This window comes from Allobosea sp. 05T439 (assembly GCF_056396005.1).
The window spans coordinates 1-21153 of record NZ_JBFTKP010000049.1 but is presented as its reverse complement, the minus strand read 5'-3'; the positions used below and the strand labels follow the sequence as shown (position 1 = coordinate 21153).

Below are 21153 nucleotides of genomic sequence, written 5' to 3'. Positions count from 1 at the left end.
CTAAACGCCCATAGACGTCCGCAGTTGATCTCCAACCTGGGCCATTGTCGTCGGCTTGATCCGGCCCAGCTTCTCCGCGTGGCCTGCCTCGATCGTCGCGATTTTGCATGGGCGAATAACCGATGGCGCCGGCAACCCGACCTCGCCATAAGTCAGGCCCAGCGACACGTCGCCCGGCCATGACCGGTTCTCGGCGCTGGTGATCATGACCACCCACAACAGGCCTTCGCCCTCCCCTACGCCGCCATGGCTGACGACAAGCGCCGGCCGATGCTGGCGGGTGTTGCGGTCGTTTAAGGGGAACGGCACACGGACAACGTCACCCTGGCTGAACTCAGAGTTTGGCATAGGCTCTCCGGTCGGCGTCGCTATCCCACTCGCTGAATGTGCCAAACGGGTCTTCGGCCGGGGCTGCTGCCGGTGCCTTGCGGATCACGACCGTGTCGCCCTCGATTCTATGGGCAATCTCGTCGCCCTCGCGCAGATGCAGCGCGGCCCGGATGGGCTGCGGAATCGTCGTCTGCGCCTTTGATGTCAGCTTGCTCGTGATCATGCGGAACTCCTGTAAGGAAGCTCCTTACAGTAAGGAAATTCCTTTCAGACGGCGAGCTAAGAGCGAGTCGCCAGTACGGCGTCTCTCGTTCTGAACCAGGCGGTGGGCGCCTCCCGAGCCCCGGTAAGAGGCGCTGCTGCGCGCCACACGCGGGCATCCGCCACTCCCCGGAAACCGGACGGTCCCGGGCGCCCCTTCCGCCGGCTTCCCAGATCATGCTGACATGGTGCGGCGGCACTCCGGGTTAGCGGAGCTGCCCTGGCATGTGATGGAGCGGGTCGTGAAGGCTTTCTGGGTGAAGACGGCGTCCGCCAATATCCTGTATCAGGACATTCCGGGGACCGGCACGCCCCTGGTATTCATCCACGGTCTCGGCTGCGCGTCATCCTGTGACTATCCGCGCGTGATCGCGGATACGGCCTTGGCCGGGCGCCGGGCGATACTGGTCGATCTGCTCGGCTCCGGCTTCAGCGAAAGGCCGGCAGACTTCTGCTATTCCATCGAAGGCCATGCTCGCTCGGTTGCCGGGCTCATCGGGAGCGTCTGCGAGGGGCCTGTCAGCCTCTTCGGTCACAGCATGGGAGGGGCAGTGGCGATCACCCTGGCTGCGTTGCTCCCCAAGGTCGAAGCGCTCGTGCTTGGCGAACCGAATCTGGAGCCGGGCGGTGGCTTCTTCAGCAAGGCAATCGCCGACATGTCCGAGGGCGAGTTCGTGGCGCGCGGCCATGCGGCGACCGTCGCGACTGCAAGGGCGGTCGGCAATACGGTCTGGGCTGCCTCATTGGCCATCAGCGCCCCGTTCGCAGTCCACCGGGAAGCAGTATCGCTGATCGCCGGATGCAACCCGACATGGCGCGAAATGCTCGGCAGCCTGACCACGCGAAAAACACTCCTCGTCGGAGAGCGCTCGCTGCCAGCCCCCGAATTTGATGGCTTGCCGGATGAGGGATGCGGCGTCGCGATCGTGCCCCAGGCGGGCCATTCGATGGCGTGGGACAATCCGGGCGGGCTCGCCGAGGCGATCGCCAAGGCAACAGGCTGAGCCTTCGTTCGCCGGGCAGCGCGGCGACCTTCGGAAAGGTCTTCGCAAAGGGCTTGCAGGCATCCCGGTGCTCTGGATTTTTCTAAGATGCGCTGTCGAATTCTCACCAGCCCGTTCGTCGTAGATGTGTCGAGCGTGAAGGACCGCCCGCCAGGAGAGAACCGAACACCTTAAGACCGAACCAGAAGGAGAGATCCATGCCGAGCACCATCCGACTGCACCGCGTCATCGCCGCCAGGCCCGAGAAGCTCTACCGCGCGTTCCTCGAACCGGACGCGATTGCGAGCTGGCTTCCCCCTTACGGCTTCACCTGCACCGTCCATGAGCTCGATGCGAAGGTCGGTGGCAACCACCGGATGTCGTTCCGGAATTTTACCACGGGGCACAGCCACGCCTTCGGCGGAACCTATCTGGAGCTCGTTCCCGGTCAGCGCCTCGTCTACACCGACAGGTTCGACGACCCGAACCTGCCGGGCGAGATGAAGGTCACGGTGAATTTGAAGGCCGTGTCCGTCGGCACCGAGGTGACTATCGAGCAAGAGGGCGTGCCGGACGTGATCCCCACCGAGGCCTGCTATCTCGGCTGGCAGGAATCCCTGCGCAAGCTCGCGAAACTCGCCGAGCCCGAGATCAACCAGTAGCAAACGCGGTGCCGGAACGGCTCCGGGACGATCGCTCGCCCTGAGCCCGATCCGGCCTCGCCGCAGCGAGCGTCGAATGGTTCGGCCCCCCCTGCCCCCGCTAACGGTATCGGTGCGCCGCTACGAGCGCGCCCTCCCAGGCGAACTGATCCATCTCGAGATCAGGACGTTCAATCGGTTCACCCCACCCTTTGAAGCGGAATGAGGTAGCAAAGACCACCATCCGCTCCTGGCCCGCCGGGCCACTGCCAATGACCGGACGTTCCGAAGGTCGCAGGAGGGTGGAAACCGGTGTTGGTCTGATCGCCGAAAGCAGAAATCAGACTGCTCGGGCAGAGCATGCCACGGTGATCCTCGCGCGGCTATCGCAGGAGACCCTTGTCCTTTCTCAACAGACTTAGGACACACCAGACGCCCATCGCCGCATGAAAAGCGACCGCTGGCCACAGCAGCATGCCGTGCAGTCCATGGCCAAAGCGGGCGAACACGAGCACGCTGGCGACTGCAATGTTATAGAACAGCATTGCGATGACCACTCCGCGCGAGGCGAGGCTCTGCGCATCGGCGCGCGCCAGCCAGGAGACGACACCGAGCGCAAGTATTGCGACGCCGCCAACGCGCACCAGGCTCACGGCGACGGGCGCGTCGAGCGCCGCCCCAAGCAATAGCCACGCCGTGACCGATGGAACGCCCAACAGCGCCAGGCCTGCACCGGCCTCGACGACTGCGGTCGCGGTTTGCAGAGTTCTCATGGTCATCTGGAGTTTCACCCGTCACGGGAAGGAAGGCGGCGGCGCGCATGCGCGAGAGTTCCGGTTGATATTTCATGCCGCGGCGGCGCTCTATCCTTGACCTGTGCAGTCGAGACCATCGGCCAGATCGCTTGCGAATGTCTGCGCCTCCCCGGTGAAGCACGGCTGAAGGTTCGGCGGGGGGAACTTCACCCCGAGATAAGTGGCGCCGGAGTGATCCGGCGCCACTTTCCAACTGCGTGAGCCAAGTATTCCTAGTCTTTCGCCCGAGCGGCCGCTTCCCGCAATTTCCTCTGGTCCGCCTTGGCCAGTTGCATCGGCCCGAGATTGACGGTCAGCCTGTCGATCTTGCCGTCGAATGCGAACGGCACCTGGTAGTCCTTGGCGTTAACCTCCGTGCGTGTATCGACGCCGATGTCGAAGGTCTCGTMGGAGACCTGCAAGAATGCGATCGAATTGGGCTGCTTCCCGGTGGCGACGATTTTGCCGTCCACCTTCAGTTCACCGCTGCCTCCCTTGGCGATGCCTGGTCCGTCATAGGTGTACTCGAATGCGATCGTGTGCTTGCCCGGTGTGAGTGCATCCGCGCCTTCCCAGCGATACTGGGCAAGGATCAGCATGTTGTAGTTGAACACCGGCTTGCCGTTCAGCAGGTAAAGCCCCCATCCACCCCAACGCCCTCCGGTGGTGGCGAGCATTCCGTTGCCGCCACCCTGGGGAACGTCAACCTCGGCGGTGATCTTGTAGGATCTGCCAATGACGTTCGGTGAGTTGGCCATCGGGATGCCGGAATTTACCCCGGTATAGGTGAACACCGTTTGGCCCGCGGTGGCGCTCGGCCGCGGCTCGACCGCTCTTGCGAACGACCTGTTGTCMAGCGGCAGCACGTTGTATTTGGCAGCCTCCTGGACAAACAGCTTCTGCATGTCCTTCAGCTTGCCCGGCATTTTTGCGGCGAGATCGTTGGCCTGCGAGTAGTCCTCCGCCAGGTTGTACAGCTCCCATTTGTAGTCTTTGATCGGCGGCAGGGGCGCGTTCAAGATCCAGGGGCCATGCGGCGGTGTCGTGTTGGCGTACCAACCGTCATTGTAGATGCCGCGATTGGCGATCATTTCGAAGTATTGGGTCTTTCGCTTCGAGGGCGCATTCGCGTTGGCCTTGTMGAAGGTGTAGGCCATGCTCACGCCTTCGATCGGCTTTTGCTTGATCCCGTTGACCGTCTGCGGCGCCTTGATGCGGGTGGCTTCCAGAATCGTCGGCACGATATCGATGATGTGGTGGAACTGGTTGCGGATGCCGCCGGGGTCGTTGATATGGCCCGGCCAACTGATCGCCAGGCCCTGACGTGTGCCACCGAAATGCGAGGCGATCTGCTTGGTGTATTTGAAAGGCGTGTCGAAGGCCCATGACCACGCAACCGCCATATGCGGGTAACTGGCCGCCGAACCCCAGCTATCGTAGAATTTCATCTGTTCGGCGATCGGGAAATCGAGGATGCCGTTATAGGCGGTCCACTGGTTGGGCGTGCCGGACAGGGTTCCCTCCGGGCTCGTGCCATTGTCGCCGACGATGTAGATGATCAGCGTGTTGTCGAGCTTGCCCATGTCCTCGACCTGCTGGATCACGCGGCCGATTTCGTTGTCGGTATAGGCCGCGTAGGCAGCGAAGACTTCGGCCTGGCGGGCGAACAGCTTCTTTTGATCCGCCGATAGGCTGTCCCATTTCGGCAGGCTATCTGGCCAATCCGTGAGCTTTGCATTCGCGGGAACCACCCCCAGACGCTGCTGGTTGGCGAATATCTGATCGCGCATGGCATTCCAGCCCATATCGAACTTGCCCTTGAACTTGTCGATCCACTCCTGTGTGGGGTTGTGCGGCGAGTGGGTTCCACCAGGGGCGTAGTAGATGAAGAACGGCGTGTCGTGCGCGGCAGCGTCAAGCTGCTTCAGCCGCGTGATGGCTTCATCAGCCATATCGGTGATAAGGTTGTAGGCGGGCTTGCCGACCCACGGGAAAATCTGGGTGTGGTCACGGAATAGATAGGGCGTCCATTGGTCGGTCTCGCCGCCCTGGAAGCCGTAGAAGTAATCAAAACCCATTCCCGACGGCCATTGGTCGTAGGGGCCGGCAACGCTGTACTGGAAATCCGGCGTGTTGTGGTTCTTGCCGAACCACGAGGTGGGATAGCCATTGCCCTTGAGAATGGCGCCGATGGTCGCGTTGTCGGTACCGATGATCGAGTCGTAGCCGGGGAATCCGGTCGACAATTCGGTAATCACGCCGTTGCCGGTCGAATGGTGGTTCCGGCCGGTGAGCAAGGCCGCGCGGGTCGGCGAGCACAGGGCAGTCGAGTTGAACTGGGTGTAGCGCAGGCCGGCCTTTGCGACGCGGTCAAGCGCCGGCGTGGGGACGACGCCGCCAAAAGTCCCGCTGACGCCATAGCCCTGATCGTCGGTCATGATGAGAAGCACATTGGGTGCGCCCTTGGGCGGGGTCACGCGCGGCGGCCACCAGACTTTCGAGCCCTCGAGGGTTTCCTTGATCACGCCGCCGAATTTAGGAGGCGGCGCGGGGAGTTGCTTGCCGTCGAGGGTGATCGTCGCACTCGGCTGGCCAAGCGTGCCGTTGATCTGCTGGGCCGTCGCTGTCGACAAGTAACTTGAACCGATAAGAAGGCTCAACGCGCTGACAATTCCAGTTCCGATCCGCAAATACTGACGTGCCTTCATGATCTGCGCCTCCATCAGGTTATGGTCCATGACGCAGCTTGCTTTCGAATCGATAGACAGCCTCAAATATTTGGAGCGATCGCGAGATGTCGTCAGCCGTTCAGTCGTTGAAGATTTTCACGATTGCGTCCTCGAGTCTATGCGCCTTCCCCCGGGTCAGGGTCCAATGATCAAGGTATGCCGACAAATTCAGACCGCCAGGATTGGGCGAAGAACGCTAATCTCTTTTATTCTAAGCACCTTACGATTTGGAAAGTGATCACGAAAATGTAATTACTACTGCACTGGAAAGAGATGTTTTTGGGACCTACCCGGTCAAATCTGCCATCCCCCGAACTTACGGTTGCGTTCGACCGTAGCAAAACCGGCCAAACCGCGCTGCGACTAGGCGTGCGACTCTGGGGCAATCTACAGTGCCCGAAAGCAGACGTCCCGGAGTTCGGCTATGGGTCGAATTTGCCCCTTCGGCCTTGGTTCGGAAGCTGACGTGCGATCAGGCGAGATGGGAAGCGGTCGTCCACGTGCTAATCTTGTTCGATGGACCACGCCCTCATTCGCGTTGCCAGCGATGCTGACTGGCGGGTCTACCACGCTATCCGCGGCGCGGTTCTGTGGGAGGAACGGGGTCTAAGCGGCTACGACGATGCCCGTCCGGAAGAGCGACTGCCCCACCACCATCCCCTGCTGCTGAAGTTCAAGGCTCGATGATCTACGCGATGGAACGGGTATCGTCAGGCTCGTTGCCATCACTGCCGCCATTCGCGGACAGGGCCACGGTCGAATCTTGAACGCGATGGAGGATACGCGCACAGGCTCGGGATCATTATCCTGTTCGCGAACGCGGCTTCGGATGCTGAAGGGTTCTATACCGCGACGGGGTGGAAACGCTTCGAGGGCCATCCGCCGCGGCTGCTTGAACACGCTAACAACTGCGTCCCAATGCAGAAGACGATCATCCGCCAAGGGGCAAAATCGACACAAGCCGGCTCGGTGGTTTTGCTAACGAAGACCGCTTTGAAGGAGGCTATCCAAAGCATCGGCCCGAAAAGTGGATTGCGGTTTTCGGGACAAGGCCGATGCAAACACCGAAGGCTGGATCATCGGACCGGATCCGATATCCGGTCCGATGATCCAGCCAATTCCCGCTCAAGGAATTCGCGAAGTTCAGATGTCGCGCGCCTGCTCGCCGCCTCGTCAAATCGACTCCAGTGCCCGTAGATCTGACGCGGCTCTGCGAAAACGGGGAAATTGAATGAGTGGTACACGCCTGGGAACACGGTGAGGCTCAGTTCGGCGCCCCCGACCTGGCGCCGGGCGGCGGCTTCACAGTCAGATGCGAGGGTCCAATCGTCCCTGTCGCCGATGAGAATGAGTGTCGGGATGACCAAGGGCTCGGTCAGGATCTCGCAAGGCGGGTAATAGGTTGCAGCCGCCTTGAACCTGAGTTCGTCGGGCATCTCATAGAGCGCCTTATGCGTTTGCATCGCAATCCTGAGCGCGACCCCGCCGCCATGCGAATAGCCCAGGACGGCGATCCGCGCTGGATCAACGAAGGGTAGCTTTGAGAGGTAGAACAGCGCACCAAACGCATCTTCGACCCGAGGCGCCTTATCGCGCCTTTCAGGCACGCAGGCGTCTTCAATGCCTCGTTGGGTGAAACTGTCCGGCACCAGCACGACGTAACCCCAATCGCGGATTGCTTCGGCCTCCCGTCGATGGGACGCACTCAATCCGCCGCAGCCATGCAGCAAAACAACCGCCGGGTGCMGACCTTCCCCGATAGGCTTCGAAAGATATCCGCTGATCACGACCGCAGGATCATTCTCGCCGCTGTCTCCGCGAGCCTTGGCACGCGCTTTCTGGAAATCGCTCAAGCGATAAGTCATCGAGGGGAATTGAACGACCTCTTCAGCATGCGAATGTGTMGTCAGCCCAAGAAGGAGCATCGCCAGGGTGGAGAGCAAGGCTCGCTTTGGCGACGAAGGCATTTGCGAAGCTCCCAGCGTTCAACCTGTCACGTCGAAAGTGATACAACGATAGCCGATCGGCGTCACCGTCGCGCGTCAAGACCGACCACGGCTCCAGCTCCAAAGCCCATGCCTGCCGCGATCTCGGCCTGCGCCAGATTCCTCCGGCTTCCGCGAGCGCCTGAGCGCATATAACCTTCAACCTGCGCGCGCCCCCTACCCCTCTGAATGGCCCGGCGAAGGGTTGTCGCGACGATGACGACCAGCTCCAAACCCGGCTCCGGCTCGACTGGGAATCCGACACGCTCCGCGAGGATGAGCCAAAGATCGGGAGGGCGGCCGCGCGTGAATGACGAAGCCGTTTATTGAGCGTAGGATCGTGTTCGAAGCCTTCCGCCGAGAACGCGTTTCGAGGAAAAGGGCATGGGGCACGGCAGACGTCCTCGTTGGCGCGCTTATGACAATAGCGGCGCAGGCGGATCTCTGCGCGAGCAGCGCGGTGCGCGCCGACATCTACCTCTTTCGACTATTCKGACCCGCGAATTCGGCATCGGTCCGGAAATGCAATCAATTTTCGAATTAAATTGTTGCAACGACACGACAACCACTGACCTGAGACGCATCATCAAGTTTTAAATTCCTTATTGATACATAATATCTGTCCTTGGTGGAATTTTGACCATCATAAATTGCAGCAGCTGAAACAAAGGACTTGAGTGACTGCAGCTTGAGCCAGTGCCCGAAGCAGAGGCACGCCTCGAAACAAGGGTGGAATCGACCTATGCCGCTTCTGGAGCTTCAGGGTATCTCAAAACACTTTGGTGCGATCGAAGCACTCAAGGGCATCGATCTGGCGATCGATGCCGGAGAGGTCGTCGGCTTGATGGGCGACAATGGCGCCGGCAAATCGACCTTGGTGAAGATTGTCGCCGGCAATTTTCTCCCCTCCGAGGGCGAGCTTCGCCTTGATGGCATCGTCAAGCACTTTCGCAGACCGGTCGACGCCCGGACCGACGGTATCGAGGTCGTCTATCAGGACCTCGCCCTGTGCGATAATCTGACTGCGGCCGCCAATGTCTTCCTCGGGCGCGAATTGAAACGCCGCATCGGTCCGCTGGTCATCCTTGACTACAAGGCGATGTACGCCCGTGCCGCAGAGCTGTTCAAGGAACTGAAGTCGGAGACCCGCCCCCGCGATCTCGTGAAACTGATGTCCGGCGGCCAGCGCCAGGCTGTGGCGATCGCGCGGACACGCCTCGCCAACGCGAAGATGGTGCTCATGGACGAGCCGACGGCGGCGATCAGCGTTCGCCAGGTCGCCGAGGTGCTGGATTTGATCCACCGGCTCAAGGATCGCGGCATCGCCGTCGTTCTGATCAGTCACCGCATGCCGGACGTGTTTTCCGTCTGTGACCGGGTGGTCGTGATGAGGCGAGGACGCAAGGTCGCGGACAAGGCGATTGCATCGAGTTCTCCTGAAGAGGTGACCGGACTGATCACCGGCGCCATCCAGGCCGCCTGATGCTGCGCAAGGAGCCCTCCATGTCGAGCGACACATTCCGCCCGATCCCGAGCAGCGTCGCCATCGATGACGTCACGGGCCTGAGGGAGCGGAGCCTCCTGCAGAAGCTGCTCGCGAGCCAACCGTTCTGGGTGACGATCGCGCTGATCGCCATGATCCTCGTGATGACATGGGATCAACCGGACGCCTTTGCCTCGGCCGACAACTTCTTCAACATCACGCGAAACTTCGCCTTCATCGGCATCATGGCCATCGGCATGACGGCCGTCATCCTCACCGGCGGCATCGATTTGTCGGTCGGGTCGATCATGGGGCTCGCCGGCGTCGTCAGCGGACTCGTCCTCCAGGCCGAGGGGCATTGGCTGCTCGCGATCCTCGCCGGCCTTCTCACCGGCGCGGCGGTCGGGGTCGTGAATGGCGTGCTGATTTCCTATGTCGGCCTGCCGGCCTTCGTCGTCACGCTCGGCATGCTGTCGGGCGCCCGCTCGCTTGCCATCGTCCTGTCCGAAAACAAGATGATCTACGAATTCGGCCCTTGGGGAGACACTTTCAACGCCATCGGCGGCGGGGCCATCTTCGGCATTGCCAACCCGGTCTGGGTGCTGCTCGCGCTGGCCATCATCTTCAGCATCATCCTCAACTTCACCGGCTGGGGCAATTATCTCTATGCCATCGGCAGCAACGAGAACGCCGCCCGCCTGACCGGCGTGCCGGTCCGGCGGATCAAGCTGCAGGCCTATATCGTCTCAGGCCTGACAGCCGCGCTGAGCGCCGTTCTCATCGTCGGCTGGCAAGGCTCGGCCATCAATGCGCTCGGTCAGGGCTATGAATTGCGGGTGATCGCTTCGACCGTGATCGGCGGTGCCGATCTGATGGGTGGCCAGGGCGGAGCCTACGGCGCCGTGATCGGGGCCGCCCTCATCGAGGTGATCCGCAATTCCCTGCTCATGGCCGGGGTCGATTCCAACTGGCAGGGCGCCTTCGTCGGCCTGTTCATCGTATTGGCGGTTCTGCTGCAGCGGATCCGCGGCAAGGGTTCGGCATGAGGAAGACCGGACGACAATAACCACCAGGAGGAGAGGCTCATGAAAACGCTGACTTTAGGTGTCGCCGCGCTCGCACTGCTCGCCGTTGGAGGAGAAGCCCAGTCTCAGGGCAAGAAATACGTCTTCGCCCTGGTTCCCAAGAACATGAACAATCCCTTCTTCGATCAGGCCCGCGACGGCTGCAAGAAGGCCGAGAAGGAACTCAACGGCGCGATCGAGTGCCTTTATATCGGGCCTGGCGAACATGGCGGCGGCGATGAACAGGTCCAGGTCATCAACGATCTCATTGCCAAGAAGGTCGATGGCATCGCCGTCTCGCCGTCGAATGCCGCCGCGATGGGCAAGGCGCTCGAGGGCGCCAAAAAGGCGGGAATTCCGGTTCTGACCTGGGATTCCGACCTGCTTGCGAAGGACAAGGGCCTGCGCACCGCCTATGTCGGCACCTATAACTACGACATCGGCGTCAATCTCGCGAAGCTCGTCCAGCAGATCAAGCCGAAGGGTGGCACGATCTGCATCCAGTCGGGTGGCGCGGCCGCTGCAAACCATAACGAGCGCATGCAAGGGATTCGCGATACGCTTGCCGGCGCGAAATCGGCCTCCGCGCCTGGGGCAAAGCTCACCRGTCAGCATGGCTGGACCGAGGCCGCGGGTTGCCCGCTCTATACCAATGACKACTTCCCGCTATCGGTGCAGCAAATGGAGGATACGCTCGGCAAGAACCCCAAGCTCGATGCCTTCGTGCCGACCGGCGGCTTCCCGCAATTCATCCCGCAGGCGTATCGCAAGGTCGCCGAGAAGTATAAGGCCCGCATCGATGACGGCTCGCTTGCGCTGGTCGTCGCAGATACGCTGCCCGTCCAGATGGATCTCCTGAAGGCGGGCCTGTCCAAGGGCCAAGTCGGTCAGCGCCCCTTCGAGATGGGCTACAAGACCATGTTCTTCCTGAAGGAGATGAAGGACGGCAAACCCGCCCCGAAGGATCCCACCTATACCGGCCTCGATGTCTGCACGCCGCAGAATGCCGCGACCTGCGTCGGCGCCGGGAGCTAAAGCATCGGCCCGAAAACTGGATTGCGGTTTTCGGGGCAAAGCCGATGCAATCACAGATGGTTAGATCATCGGATCGGATACGATATCCGGTCCGATGAACTAAGCCAGGGCGGGATGCCATCCCGCTCTGGCGCTGACTTCGCCCGGCCTCGCAGTCAGCCGCGATACCGAGCCAGGCAGGCGCCCCAGAACAGGCTGGAAAAGTACCATGTTGGCGGCCCGAACCCGGCGGCCTCCAGCAAAGCAGCGACCTCGTTCTCCGAGGCGGGCGGATCCGCGCCCTGCAAAATCTTGGCGCGCTTCGCCTCGACTTCGTCGGGCCTGGCACCGTGCATGCGCCAGCGCTCTGCCCAGGCCGCCAGCAGCAGAGGTTCGGCGGCGTAGGCAAAGCGATTGCCGGCAAGAATGAGAGGAGCGCCGGGTTTCAGCCGTGACGCAATGGCGTCAAGAATGTCGCCCTTGGCCTTTTTTCCCGGGAGATGATGCAGCACGCCGATTAAGGTCGCGGCGTCGAAATCGCGCCCGGCGGGAAGCTCTTCGACATAGCCGATCGCGATCTCCGTCCGCTCGAGGAACCCGAGCTCCTGCAACCGCCCCGCCGTAACATCCATCATCTGCGCGGACGGATCGACGGCGACAAATCTCCAGTCCGGTTCAAGAGATGCGGCGCTGACAATCTCCTGTCCGCCGCCGCCAGCCCCAACGGCGAGCACGCGAGCTGCGCTGCCCGGACCGAGCGTCGCCGCCAGCATGCAGGCCGAAAGCTCATGGCACGCTTCGTAACCTGCCAGCGCAATGCGGCTCTGGACGAGGTACTCAGCGGCGCGGTCGGCGTCGAATTTTGCGACAGAGATGGACGTGGTTTCAGCCGAGGCCATAGCTACCTAGCGATGCTTTTCGAATGCAGGCGCGCTGTGGGGGGCGTCCCGATGCGCGAGCCTTCAATCGCTCATTCAGTCCGCCACGGCAAGATTTCGACAGCCAGGGGGGCGCTTTTGTGCATGGCGCTTCTGCCCGAGAGCGGACGCCGGTCATGCCGAAATGGGTGGTTAGCGAAAATGCCGTTGAGCCCAAAAACCAACTGCCGCCAGGCCCAACAACCAGACGAAAACAATGATCGCAGCCGCTAGAACGCTACGCGGACGATCCGCGCGCTCGTCGGCCTGCCTCCGGAAGTCGGCCATGATTGCCGAAKGGATCAGGTGAACGGCCAGTGCGATACCAGCCGGTACGATCAGCAAGTCGTCCAGATAGCCAAGTATCGGAATGAAGTCAGGAACCAAGTCGATCGGGCTCAGGGCGTAGGCCGCCACTGCTGCCGCAACCGCCTTCGCAAGCCATGGTATTCGCGGATCGCGGGCAGCAATCCATAGCGCGACGACATCACGCTTTAGTGGGCGTGCCCAGTGCCTCATTCGTTCCAACATGCTGGCTCTGCACTCGCACGAGGCCGAAGAGTCAGCAATGGGTCCGATTCCGCAAGTGCGGCGGCTCGCCACCAACGTCTGAGAAGGGTGGATTGTTGACCTTCGCATGTGCTGCCGCATTGCCCCCCATCACGCCACCACCAGACATTGGCGGGTTGCCTTGAAGCGGACGCGGGCAGATTGAAGCTCGGCGGCAGGTCGCGACCTATTCCCGACAATCGCATTGCCCGCCTCAAGTGGACCAGTAATTGCGGCGACAATAAATTCCGGTCCGTGATATCAGCAGTATACGAACAGAAACCGCGGCGTTCGTGCAACAGGCCCTTGAATATTTGGGCCCGCATTCGCGCTCATCGCGCCGACGTAAACGTTTTGTAGATGTCATTGGCGCTTTCTCTGATCACAACGTTACGCCGTAGCCAAATTCGATTCTGACTTCTGACTTCTGACTGAGCTCGCGTTGCGATCATCGACTGATCACGCCGCGGGCCACACGTAGGGGGCGGCCATGGATTGGGGGCGTGTGCTGCCGGACTCCGGCGCGAACGATCGAAGGCGTTGGCTTGTCGCGCGGTTTATGCGGCGCGCGGCGTTGCCGGCACGCAGTGTCAGATTTGGCTTATCGACGGCGCTGGCGACGATCGCGCTTCTCGCAGCATCGACGGTTTCGACACACGCCCAGACGCGCAACTGGACCGGACGGTTCACCTCCGATTGGTTCTTTAGTGGCAACTGGGATTCTACTTTTCCCAGGCGGACCGACGACGCAATCATCAACACTGTGACGCCGAATGGGACGGTGATCAGCAGCCCGGGCGCCGTGGCTAACAATCTGTCCGTCGGTGCAAACGGGACGGGTACGCTTACGATCCAGAACGGCGGGACATTGACCAATGAGCTCGGGACGATCGGGAATCTTTCCGGCGGGGTGGGCACGGTCATCGTGACCGGCCCGGGCTCCAGCTGGACGAATATTGACCCCCTGGTGGTCGGCGGCCTGGGGACCGGCACTCTCATCATTCAAGACGGCGGCACGGCTCAAGACGGTACTGCGGCGAGCAGCGCCGGAGGCTCGATTGGACAGTCTGCGGGCTCGACGGGCACGGTGACGGTGACCGGCCGGGGCTCCAGCTGGATCAACGGCCCACAGGGCGGGCTCAATATCGGGAGTTTCGGCACCGGCACACTCACGATTGCAAATGGCGGGACGGTCCTCGATATCACCCCCCTCGTCACCAATATCGGCAACGGTGCAGGGTCGCGCGGTACCGTGACCGTGACTGGTGAAGGCTCCTTCTGGAGCGACATTGCGGGGATCAGGATTGGCAATCTGGGCACTGGCGCGCTGACGATTGCGGATGGCGGCGTCGTCGCCGCGCCTTCTGTCGTGATCGCGGCGAATACCGGATCGACTGGCACGCTCAACATCGGCGCGGGCGCGGGCAATCCGGCGGCGGCGCCCGGCACAGTGAGGGCCCCGAGCGTCGCTTTTGGCGTTGGCACCGGTACGGTCAACTTCAATCACATCTCCTCCGACTACGCGTTTGCGTCGGCGATCAGCGGCAATGGCACGGTCAATGTGCTTGCGGGCACGACCACGCTCACCGCTGCCAACAGCTATGGGGGCGCAACGAACGTCACCGGAGGCACGTTGCGGGCCGGTGGGCTGAACGCGCTCAGCCCAAACTCGGCCATGACGGTTGCAAGCGGCGGAACGCTCGATCTCAAYGGTTTCAGCCACGTCATTCCGAGCGTCGCCAATGCGGGCCTCGTCAGTATGGGCACGGACACTGCGCCCGGCACACTCCTGACGACGCCGAGCTATACGGGAAGTGGCGGCACGATAGGGCTGAACACTGTCCTCGGAACTGACGGCTCGCCTTCCGATCGCCTCGTTATCAATGGCGGCTCGGCGACCGGCAATTCCCTCATCACCGTCACCAATGCTGGCGGGACCGGCGAATTGACGACAGGCAACGGCATCCAGGTGGTCAGCGCGGTGAATGGCGGAACCACCKACCCCGGTGCTTTCGCGCTCGGCGGCGTCGTCGCGGCTGGCGCCTACGAGTATCTCCTGGTCCAGGGTGGCGTTACGCCCGGCACCGAGAATGACTGGTTCCTGCGAAACCAGTTCCTCCCGACGCCCCCCGGCGTGACGCCCCCGGTCGGACCTGCGCCGCCCGGCGTGACGCCTCCCGGCAGTCCCATCCCTCTCTTCCGCCCCGAAGCGGCGCTTTACACGTTGTTGCCCGGTGTGGCGCGCCAGCTCGGCCTGGCGACGCTCGGGACCTTTCACGAGCGCCAGGGCGATCAGGCCCTGCTCCTCGGCTCGGGTGCGCTTCCGGGCGCCTGGGGCCGCGTCTTCGGTCGCCGTGCCGAAGAGCGTCGCTCAGGCCTGCTCTCGCCCGAGATGAAGGGCAATCTCGGCGGCTTCCAGGCCGGTCAGGATCTCTTCGGCTGGGATTATGATGGCCACCGCGACCGGCTTGGCCTGTTCCTCGGATTCGCCAGCGCCGATCTCGACGCCCGCGGCTTCGCTCTCGCCCAGCAGCGGGCGCTGGTCGGCAAGCTGACGATGGATGCAACCAGCCTCGGCGCCTACTGGACCCATATCGGTCCGTCACGCTGGTATGTCGACGCGGTGCTATTGGCCTCCTGGTTCGATGGCGATCCGCGCTCGACCCGCGGCATCGGGATGAGCGCCGACGGAGCTGGTCTCACCGGCTCGCTCGAGGCCGGCTATCCCATCCAGATCGGTGCCGGGTTGGCGCTCGAGCCGCAGGCGCAACTGATCTGGCAATCGGTCTCGTTCGGAACGGAGCGAGATCGCTTCTCCGCGGTCCGCTTTTCGCCCGACGATGCGCTGACCGGCCGAATCGGCGCGCGGCTCACCGGCGATTGGGCACTGGGCGGGATGACGCTGAAACCCTATCTCCTCGCCAATCTCTGGCGCACGTTTTCGGGCAGCGACACGGCAACCTTCAACGTCACGCCGATTGCAACCGGCTTCGGCTACAGCTCGCTCGAACTGGGCGGCGGCGTCGCGGCCCAGGTGATGCCGAACGTCGGTGTCTACGCGGCGGCGAGCTACACCAGCAATATCGGCGGCGACCATCGCCGCGGCATCAAGGGAAATCTCGGCCTGCGCGTCACCTGGTAGGCGCGGCGCCTGCCGACATTTCATACGCAGGTCATACGATTGGTTCCGAGCCGGGGCGGGACCTCGCGAGTCTGCCAAACCCGGCCGTCCTTACGCTGTCTTCAGTCACTTTACCTGCAAGCGGACCCTGCAGATGTCGGCAATGGGGCCAACCACGGGCACCAGACGCCGATCTTCACATGTCTCCAATGGGTCCGATTCCGGACGGCAGCGGCCCGCCGGCTCATTCTGAGATGGGTTCCGCGAGGACTGAGATGCGGTCGCTTCACCGGTGGGCGGCTTGGTCGCAAGCGTTGCGAGGCACGGCTCGATGCGGGGGAGCGGAGCGTCGACGAGGTAAGCCTGGCGCGGAACTTTACGCCGCGCAATGACGGCGCCTATTAGCGCCTCGGCGCCGGAACGGGATCGCAGAAAACGGTGCGCGCGCAGCAGCTTCGCCATCACGTCAGGAGAACGCCGGGCCCGGAGGAATCGTTCCTTGACGGAACCAGAGACCAGCCTCACGATTAAGCCCAAGCAGGATGCGGTGCCTGCGTCGATGAAGACATTGCGATCGACCGGCCTGGGGGCAACCCTGGAGGCTCACCGTGCCCGGCTCCTCCCCTCGCGTTGTCTGGTCCCATCTCTTCGGCCGAGAGGTTCTCTCGGATTCCGGGGAGTGGCGGCACGAATGCGAGGTGGAATACCTGCTCTCCCTGCCCGAGGCGAAGCGTGCCGAAATCCTGGACGGCGTCCCCGGCGCCCCTGACCGCGAAAGCCAAGGCATCAGGGGCATTCGCGGCGCGGCCGCCGTTGCCGCGCTGAAAGTTCAGATCGAGCGGCTTCGCCTCATCAAGACGAAGGGCTGACAGGGGGCCTCGCTGATCCGGCGGGAGCAGCGGGGCCCTTAGGCCGTGACGGCGCCGGATGTGGACGACGCCCCCACGCGATAGCGAACCCATCGCGAAGCGCCGAGTTCCGTGCAGCATCATCAATGTGTCAGGGTTTGTTCGGGATGACCGTCTGGCGTTCGAGAGCGTCAGCCATAGCGGTCTCATCGAACCGTAGTACAGCGAGTTTGGCCAGATCGATCGTTTCGCCCGCCGACCACAATCCGGCGACGATGTAGCCAAGGCGCTCACGCTGGCCGGCGGCCTTCAAAACGTCGAACGATCCTCGCGCATCGATCTCGCTCCAAGCCTTCTCGAACGCTGCCACAATCAGGGCGAGTTCTTCCGGTGTGGCCACGATGGAACGAAACGGCATCGCATTCTCCCCTGCGATGCTCACAGTTTAAAACATTTAAAAAGAACACAAGCGCGGAAAGCTGCGGCCCGAGCGGTCGTGCGCAACCGTGGTCATAATGCAACGAATTGAACGCGCGGAGGGCCGGGAACCAGCCGACGGTGGCGCGGTTGAGTCTGCATGGCTCAGTATTTTTTCGACATCGAGATCAACACCGAACTGGTGGCGGACGACGAAGGGATTGACCTGGAAGATCACGCGGCCGCGCGCCTTTCAGCACTTTCCAGCCTCGGCGACATCATCACAGAGCATATCCAGACCAGTGACAATCTTAGCGTCGAGATGAGAATCCGTTACGCCGATGGGACCCCTATTTTCGCGGCGAAACTGACCCTCGGCAGTCAGTGGCTAACGCCAGTTCCCCCCTCACAGCTCCGGAATTCCATCACCCGGCCAAGTGACGAGTGAGAGGGGCGCAACTGCTGTTGACCGCTTATAGCGGGTCGCCCATTTTTTCCGCAGCCGTCGACAACCGCCCCAAAATAGGCCCGCCTCCCTGTGGAGCAGCGGGCCAGTGTTCATGTGAGGTACAGAGCTAAACGCTCGTAGACGCGAGAGTTTCCCGCGGCCTCCATTGGATCCGCTTCGTGGGGCAGCCAGCTCCGCCGACGCAGCCTGACTACCCGATAAGGCGGCCACACTCCCGCGCTGCCTCCTCGAACGTCTCCCGAGCATGACCAACAGTCCCGGCGCCGTTGAGCACTGCGGTGCAGGCGCGCACAGCGTCCTGCCACTTCGGGCCCGCACCTATCGCTTTCCAGGCAAGCAAGAACTCTGCAGCTCGTTCGACATGGGTGACCGAATAGGTCACTTCAGGCCGGTCGGCTTGAACGACAACGGGTGGGGTGAACCAGTGCATCGGCATGGCACATTCCCGTGCTCCTCACTACCAGAACGCAAAGGGCGGCCGGCAGTTCCCTGAGGAGACGGCGGGCAAAGTGTTCAGGGGCAGCGACGCCAGCGCCCTGCCCCGCTCAAGCATCGGCCAGAAAACTGGATTGCGGTTTTCGGGACAGCCGACGCAAAGACAAAGAGTGAGATCATCAAACCGGACATGCTCTCCGGTCCGACGGTCTACACCCCCCCGAAAAGATCGTCGCCCCGGTATCGGCTGTTCCCACGGCGGCGCGAAACGACGCGAACAGGTCGCGCCCGACGCCCCAATGCGAGGCTTCGAGATCGGCCTCGGCCGGCGTGCGCGCGGCCCATTCCCCAGCATCGACCAGCACGGTCAGCGTTCCCGCCACCGCGTCGACCCGGATCAGGTCGCCCTCGCGGATCCGCGCGATCGGCCCGCCTTCGACGGCTTCAGGCGTGACATGGATGGCGGCGGGGACCTTGCCGGAGGCGCCCGACAGCCGCCCGTCGGTGACCAGCGCCACCTTGAACCCGCGGTCCTGCAGCACGCCGAGCGGCGGCATCAGCTTGTGCAGTTCGGGCATGCCATTGGCCCGCGGCCCCTGGAAACGCACCACCGCGACGAGGTCGCCCGTGAGCGCGCCGGCCTTGAAGGCGGCCTGCAGGGCCTCCTGGCTGTGGAAGATCCGGGCCGGGGCCTCGATGACATGGCGCTCCCTGGCAATGGCCGAGGTCTTGATCACGGCCCGGCCCAGATCGCCGGTCAGAACCGTGAGCCCGCCGGTCGGCTGGAACGGGGCTTTGGTGCCGCGCAGCACCGTCTCGTCCCCGCTGCTTTCGGCGCCGTCGCGCCAGGTCAGCGCACCGTCGGCACCGAGCGCGGGCTCCTGGACATAGGCATCGAGCCCGCTGCCCCAGACCGTCTCGACATCGCGATGCAGCAGCCCTGCCCCGAGCAATTCGCGAATGACGAAGCCCATGCCGCCGGCGGCGTGGAAGTGGTTCACGTCGGCCTTGCCGTTTGGATAGATCCGGGTCAGCAGCGGCGTCGTCTGGGCGAGGTCGGAGAAATCGTCCCAGCTCAGCTGGATGCCCGCCGCCGCCGCCATCGCGACGAGATGCATGGTGTGGTTGGTCGAGCCGCCGGTGGCATGCAGGCCGACCACGCCATTGACGAAGGCGCGCTCGTCCAGCATCCGCCCGACCGGAATATAGTCGTTGCCGAGCGCGGTGATCGCCATCGCCCGCTCGGTCGCCGCCCGGGTCAGGGCATCGCGCAGCGGCGTGTTGGGATTGACGAAGGAGGCGCCCGGCAGGTGCAGCCCCATGATCTCCATCACCATCTGGTTGGTGTTGGCGGTGCCGTAGAAGGTGCAGGTGCCGGGGCCGTGATAGGATTGCGCCTCCGCCTCGAGCAGGGCCTCGCGGCCGACCTTGCCCTCGGCGAAAAGCTGGCGCGCCTTCGCCTTGTCGTCATTGGAGAGGCCCGACGTCATCGGGCCAGCCGGAATGAACACCGCCGGCAGGTGGCCGAAGGACAGCGCACCGATGATCAGGCCAGGGACGATCTTGTCGCAGATGCCGAGAAACACGGCCGCATCGAAGCTCTGGTGCGACAGCGCAACCGCGGTCGACAGCGCAATGACGTCGCGCGAGAACAGCGACAGCTCCATGCCGGCCTCGCCCTGGGTAATGCCGTCGCACATGGCGGGCACGCCGCCGGCGACCTGCGCGACCCCGCCTGCCGCCCGCGCCGTGGCGCGGATCAGCTCGGGGAAGCGCTCATAGGGCTGATGCGCCGAGAGCATGTCGTTATAGGCGGTGACGATGGCGAGATTGGCGCCCGCGCCGGAGCGTAGCATCGCCTTGTCGTGTGGCGCACAGGCGGCAAAGCCATGCGCCTGGTTGGCGCAGCCGAGCCGCTGGCGGCGCGGTCCGGCCTCGGCGGCTGCGGCCAGCCGGTCGAGATAGCGCCGGCGCGTGTCGCGGGAGCGCCGGACAATGCGCTCCGTCACCTCGCCGAGGCGGGAATCGAGGCTCGGGTTGCTGGCTTGGCCGGTCATCGGGACCTCCTGACTCGGTATGAATGGGCGACGAACACGGCATGGTCAGGGCATTCGCGTTCTCATGCGTCGCCCGCCGCCAGAGCATGTTGCAAAAAGATGGCCATCCCGACATCGGCGCCATGCCCGAGCTTGATCGCTGCTGCTCGCGCTCTCTTCCGCTGGAGATGGCGAGCCGGGCCACCCTGATCGCGCGCAGCGCAAAGACCATCACCGTCTCGCAAGTCACCCCCGCGCAGGGAGCCGCTCCTCGACGCCATGCGGGGAATGCTGCGGATCATTCCCATGATGAGGTGTCGGGGGCTAGGTCGAGGCGCTGCCGGGCGGCTTCCTCGCTCGCAGCATCTTCGGTTGAGACACGCTGGACTGGTCACTCGGTCGCCTCGGCCGAAAAGGGCGGCAGATCGCCTCCAGATGCTGGCGACAGAAACCGCTGGCGCTTGCCGACCGCAAGCGCCCTCCCCGACCGACCCGATCAACGCGCCGGAAGACGCGATCAGCTCCGAACGGGCCAGCTCAGAAGCTGACCCTGATCTGAGCCTGGCCGCCGAGGCGGTTGGTGCGGCCGGAGAGTTCGCCGTCGAGGCGGGCGCCGAGCGTGACGGAGGGGCTGAGCTTGAGGTCGAGCCCGGCGGCGAGCAGCGCGCTGTTGCGCGCGGGCCTGGCCCCCTCGACCGCAAAGCCTGAGCCGGTCAGCCCGGCGATCGAGGCGGAGAGACCGGCATCGCGCTGGAAGTAATGCGCCCAGCTCGCCCGCAGATAGCCGGCGACCGGCAGCCCGTTCAGGCTATTGGCATAATCGAGCTGCAGGCCAAGCTCGCTGCGCGAGGTGATGTCGTTGCGCTTCGCCGCGTTGAGCGCGCCGGCATTGGCGCCAGCCCAGTTCGCCTCGGTCAGCGCCGGGCTGCGCGCCTGGATCGCCTGCAGCGCCGCCAGCGGCGAGAGTGTCAGGCCGTTCCAGTCCAGCACTGCAGCGCTCGCCTGCAGCCGGCCGCTCCAGGCGGTGGTGGCATAGGACGAKGACAATGCGCTGCCGAGCACGCCGAGCACCGGGAT

Annotated in this window: 19 protein-coding genes; 8 read left to right on the top strand and 11 right to left on the bottom strand. The window is 63.3% G+C overall.

Annotated elements, in window-relative coordinates; genetic code table 11:
• Entirely contained in the window at positions 1-348 is a 348-nt protein-coding gene (locus AC1DIO_RS31175) for a type II toxin-antitoxin system PemK/MazF family toxin (RefSeq protein WP_476768973.1), read from the bottom strand.
• Positions 335-553, bottom strand: a complete 219-nt coding sequence (locus AC1DIO_RS31170) for an AbrB/MazE/SpoVT family DNA-binding domain-containing protein (protein WP_476854604.1) — start codon at positions 551-553, stop codon at positions 335-337. The genes AC1DIO_RS31175 and AC1DIO_RS31170 overlap by 14 nt, the downstream gene beginning before the upstream one ends.
• Before the next feature lie 280 nt (positions 554-833).
• Between AC1DIO_RS31170 and AC1DIO_RS31165 the strand changes: the two genes are divergently transcribed.
• Together AC1DIO_RS31165 and AC1DIO_RS31160 are read left to right on the top strand one after the other, a co-directional pair.
• The gene (locus AC1DIO_RS31165) at positions 834-1595 is read left to right on the top strand and encodes an alpha/beta fold hydrolase (RefSeq protein WP_476768971.1); all 762 of its coding nucleotides are present in this window, start codon (positions 834-836) and stop codon (positions 1593-1595) included.
• A gap of 197 nt (positions 1596-1792) precedes the next feature.
• Positions 1793-2236, top strand: coding sequence for an SRPBCC family protein (locus AC1DIO_RS31160; RefSeq protein WP_476854603.1), 444 nt, complete (start codon positions 1793-1795; stop codon positions 2234-2236).
• 362 nt (positions 2237-2598) lie between these two features.
• Here AC1DIO_RS31160 and AC1DIO_RS31155 read toward each other — a convergent pair whose 3' ends face one another.
• From AC1DIO_RS31155 to AC1DIO_RS31145, 3 genes are all read right to left on the bottom strand, one after another.
• Positions 2599-2994, bottom strand: coding sequence for a hypothetical protein (locus tag AC1DIO_RS31155; protein ID WP_476854602.1), 396 nt, complete (start codon positions 2992-2994; stop codon positions 2599-2601).
• Positions 2995-3242: 248 nt separating this feature from the next.
• Positions 3243-5717: an arylsulfatase gene (locus AC1DIO_RS31150; RefSeq protein ID WP_476854610.1), complete on the bottom strand. Its 2475-nt coding sequence runs from the start codon at positions 5715-5717 to the stop codon at positions 3243-3245.
• A 1097-nt stretch (positions 5718-6814) separates the two neighbouring features.
• Positions 6815-7705 (bottom strand): dienelactone hydrolase family protein, encoded by an 891-nt coding sequence (locus AC1DIO_RS31145; RefSeq protein ID WP_476854601.1) that lies wholly within the window; start codon positions 7703-7705, stop codon positions 6815-6817.
• Between the two features lie 760 nt (positions 7706-8465).
• Here AC1DIO_RS31145 and AC1DIO_RS31140 point away from each other — a divergent pair.
• The 3 genes from AC1DIO_RS31140 to AC1DIO_RS31130 are packed head-to-tail and all read left to right on the top strand — an operon-like array spanning position 8466 to position 11305.
• Positions 8466-9206, top strand: a complete 741-nt coding sequence (locus tag AC1DIO_RS31140; protein WP_103874361.1) for an ATP-binding cassette domain-containing protein — start codon at positions 8466-8468, stop codon at positions 9204-9206.
• A gap of 20 nt (positions 9207-9226) precedes the next feature.
• Positions 9227-10252, top strand: coding sequence for an ABC transporter permease (locus AC1DIO_RS31135; protein WP_476854600.1), 1026 nt, complete (start codon positions 9227-9229; stop codon positions 10250-10252).
• A 39-nt stretch (positions 10253-10291) separates the two neighbouring features.
• Positions 10292-11305: a sugar-binding protein gene (locus tag AC1DIO_RS31130; protein WP_476854599.1), complete on the top strand. Its 1014-nt coding sequence runs from the start codon at positions 10292-10294 to the stop codon at positions 11303-11305.
• Between the two features lie 155 nt (positions 11306-11460).
• On the opposite strand, the gene AC1DIO_RS31125 is transcribed toward AC1DIO_RS31130, so the two are convergent.
• Both AC1DIO_RS31125 and AC1DIO_RS31120 read right to left on the bottom strand, forming a co-directional pair.
• Positions 11461-12183, bottom strand: a complete 723-nt coding sequence (locus AC1DIO_RS31125) for a class I SAM-dependent methyltransferase (protein ID WP_476854598.1) — start codon at positions 12181-12183, stop codon at positions 11461-11463.
• A gap of 171 nt (positions 12184-12354) precedes the next feature.
• Positions 12355-12732 (bottom strand): YkvA family protein, encoded by a 378-nt coding sequence (locus AC1DIO_RS31120; protein WP_476854597.1) that lies wholly within the window; start codon positions 12730-12732, stop codon positions 12355-12357.
• 820 nt (positions 12733-13552) lie between these two features.
• Here AC1DIO_RS31120 and AC1DIO_RS31115 point away from each other — a divergent pair.
• Together AC1DIO_RS31115 and AC1DIO_RS31110 are read left to right on the top strand one after the other, a co-directional pair.
• Positions 13553-15892, top strand: coding sequence for an autotransporter family protein (locus tag AC1DIO_RS31115; protein WP_476854596.1), 2340 nt, complete (start codon positions 13553-13555; stop codon positions 15890-15892).
• A gap of 587 nt (positions 15893-16479) precedes the next feature.
• Positions 16480-16740 carry a DUF7696 family protein gene (locus AC1DIO_RS31110; RefSeq protein WP_441508704.1) on the top strand — a complete coding sequence of 87 codons (261 nt, stop codon included), beginning with the start codon at positions 16480-16482 and terminating at the stop codon, positions 16738-16740.
• A 130-nt stretch (positions 16741-16870) separates the two neighbouring features.
• Here the strand turns inward: AC1DIO_RS31110 and AC1DIO_RS31105 are convergent, their stop codons facing one another.
• Positions 16871-17137, bottom strand: a complete 267-nt coding sequence (locus tag AC1DIO_RS31105) for a hypothetical protein (RefSeq protein ID WP_441508705.1) — start codon at positions 17135-17137, stop codon at positions 16871-16873.
• A 159-nt stretch (positions 17138-17296) separates the two neighbouring features.
• Between AC1DIO_RS31105 and AC1DIO_RS31100 the strand changes: the two genes are divergently transcribed.
• Complete coding sequence (locus AC1DIO_RS31100; RefSeq protein ID WP_441508706.1) at positions 17297-17584, top strand: DUF6894 family protein; 288 nt, start codon at positions 17297-17299, stop codon at positions 17582-17584.
• 211 nt (positions 17585-17795) lie between these two features.
• Here AC1DIO_RS31100 and AC1DIO_RS31095 read toward each other — a convergent pair whose 3' ends face one another.
• From AC1DIO_RS31095 to AC1DIO_RS31085, 3 genes are all read right to left on the bottom strand, one after another.
• The gene (locus AC1DIO_RS31095; protein ID WP_441492870.1) at positions 17796-18035 is read right to left on the bottom strand and encodes a DUF982 domain-containing protein; all 240 of its coding nucleotides are present in this window, start codon (positions 18033-18035) and stop codon (positions 17796-17798) included.
• A gap of 184 nt (positions 18036-18219) precedes the next feature.
• Positions 18220-20097, bottom strand: a complete 1878-nt coding sequence (gene edd / locus AC1DIO_RS31090) for a phosphogluconate dehydratase (RefSeq protein WP_476854595.1) — start codon at positions 20095-20097, stop codon at positions 18220-18222.
• A gap of 516 nt (positions 20098-20613) precedes the next feature.
• Positions 20614-21153: autotransporter outer membrane beta-barrel domain-containing protein (locus AC1DIO_RS31085; RefSeq protein ID WP_476854594.1), on the bottom strand; the 540-nt coding region annotated here is incomplete at its 5' end.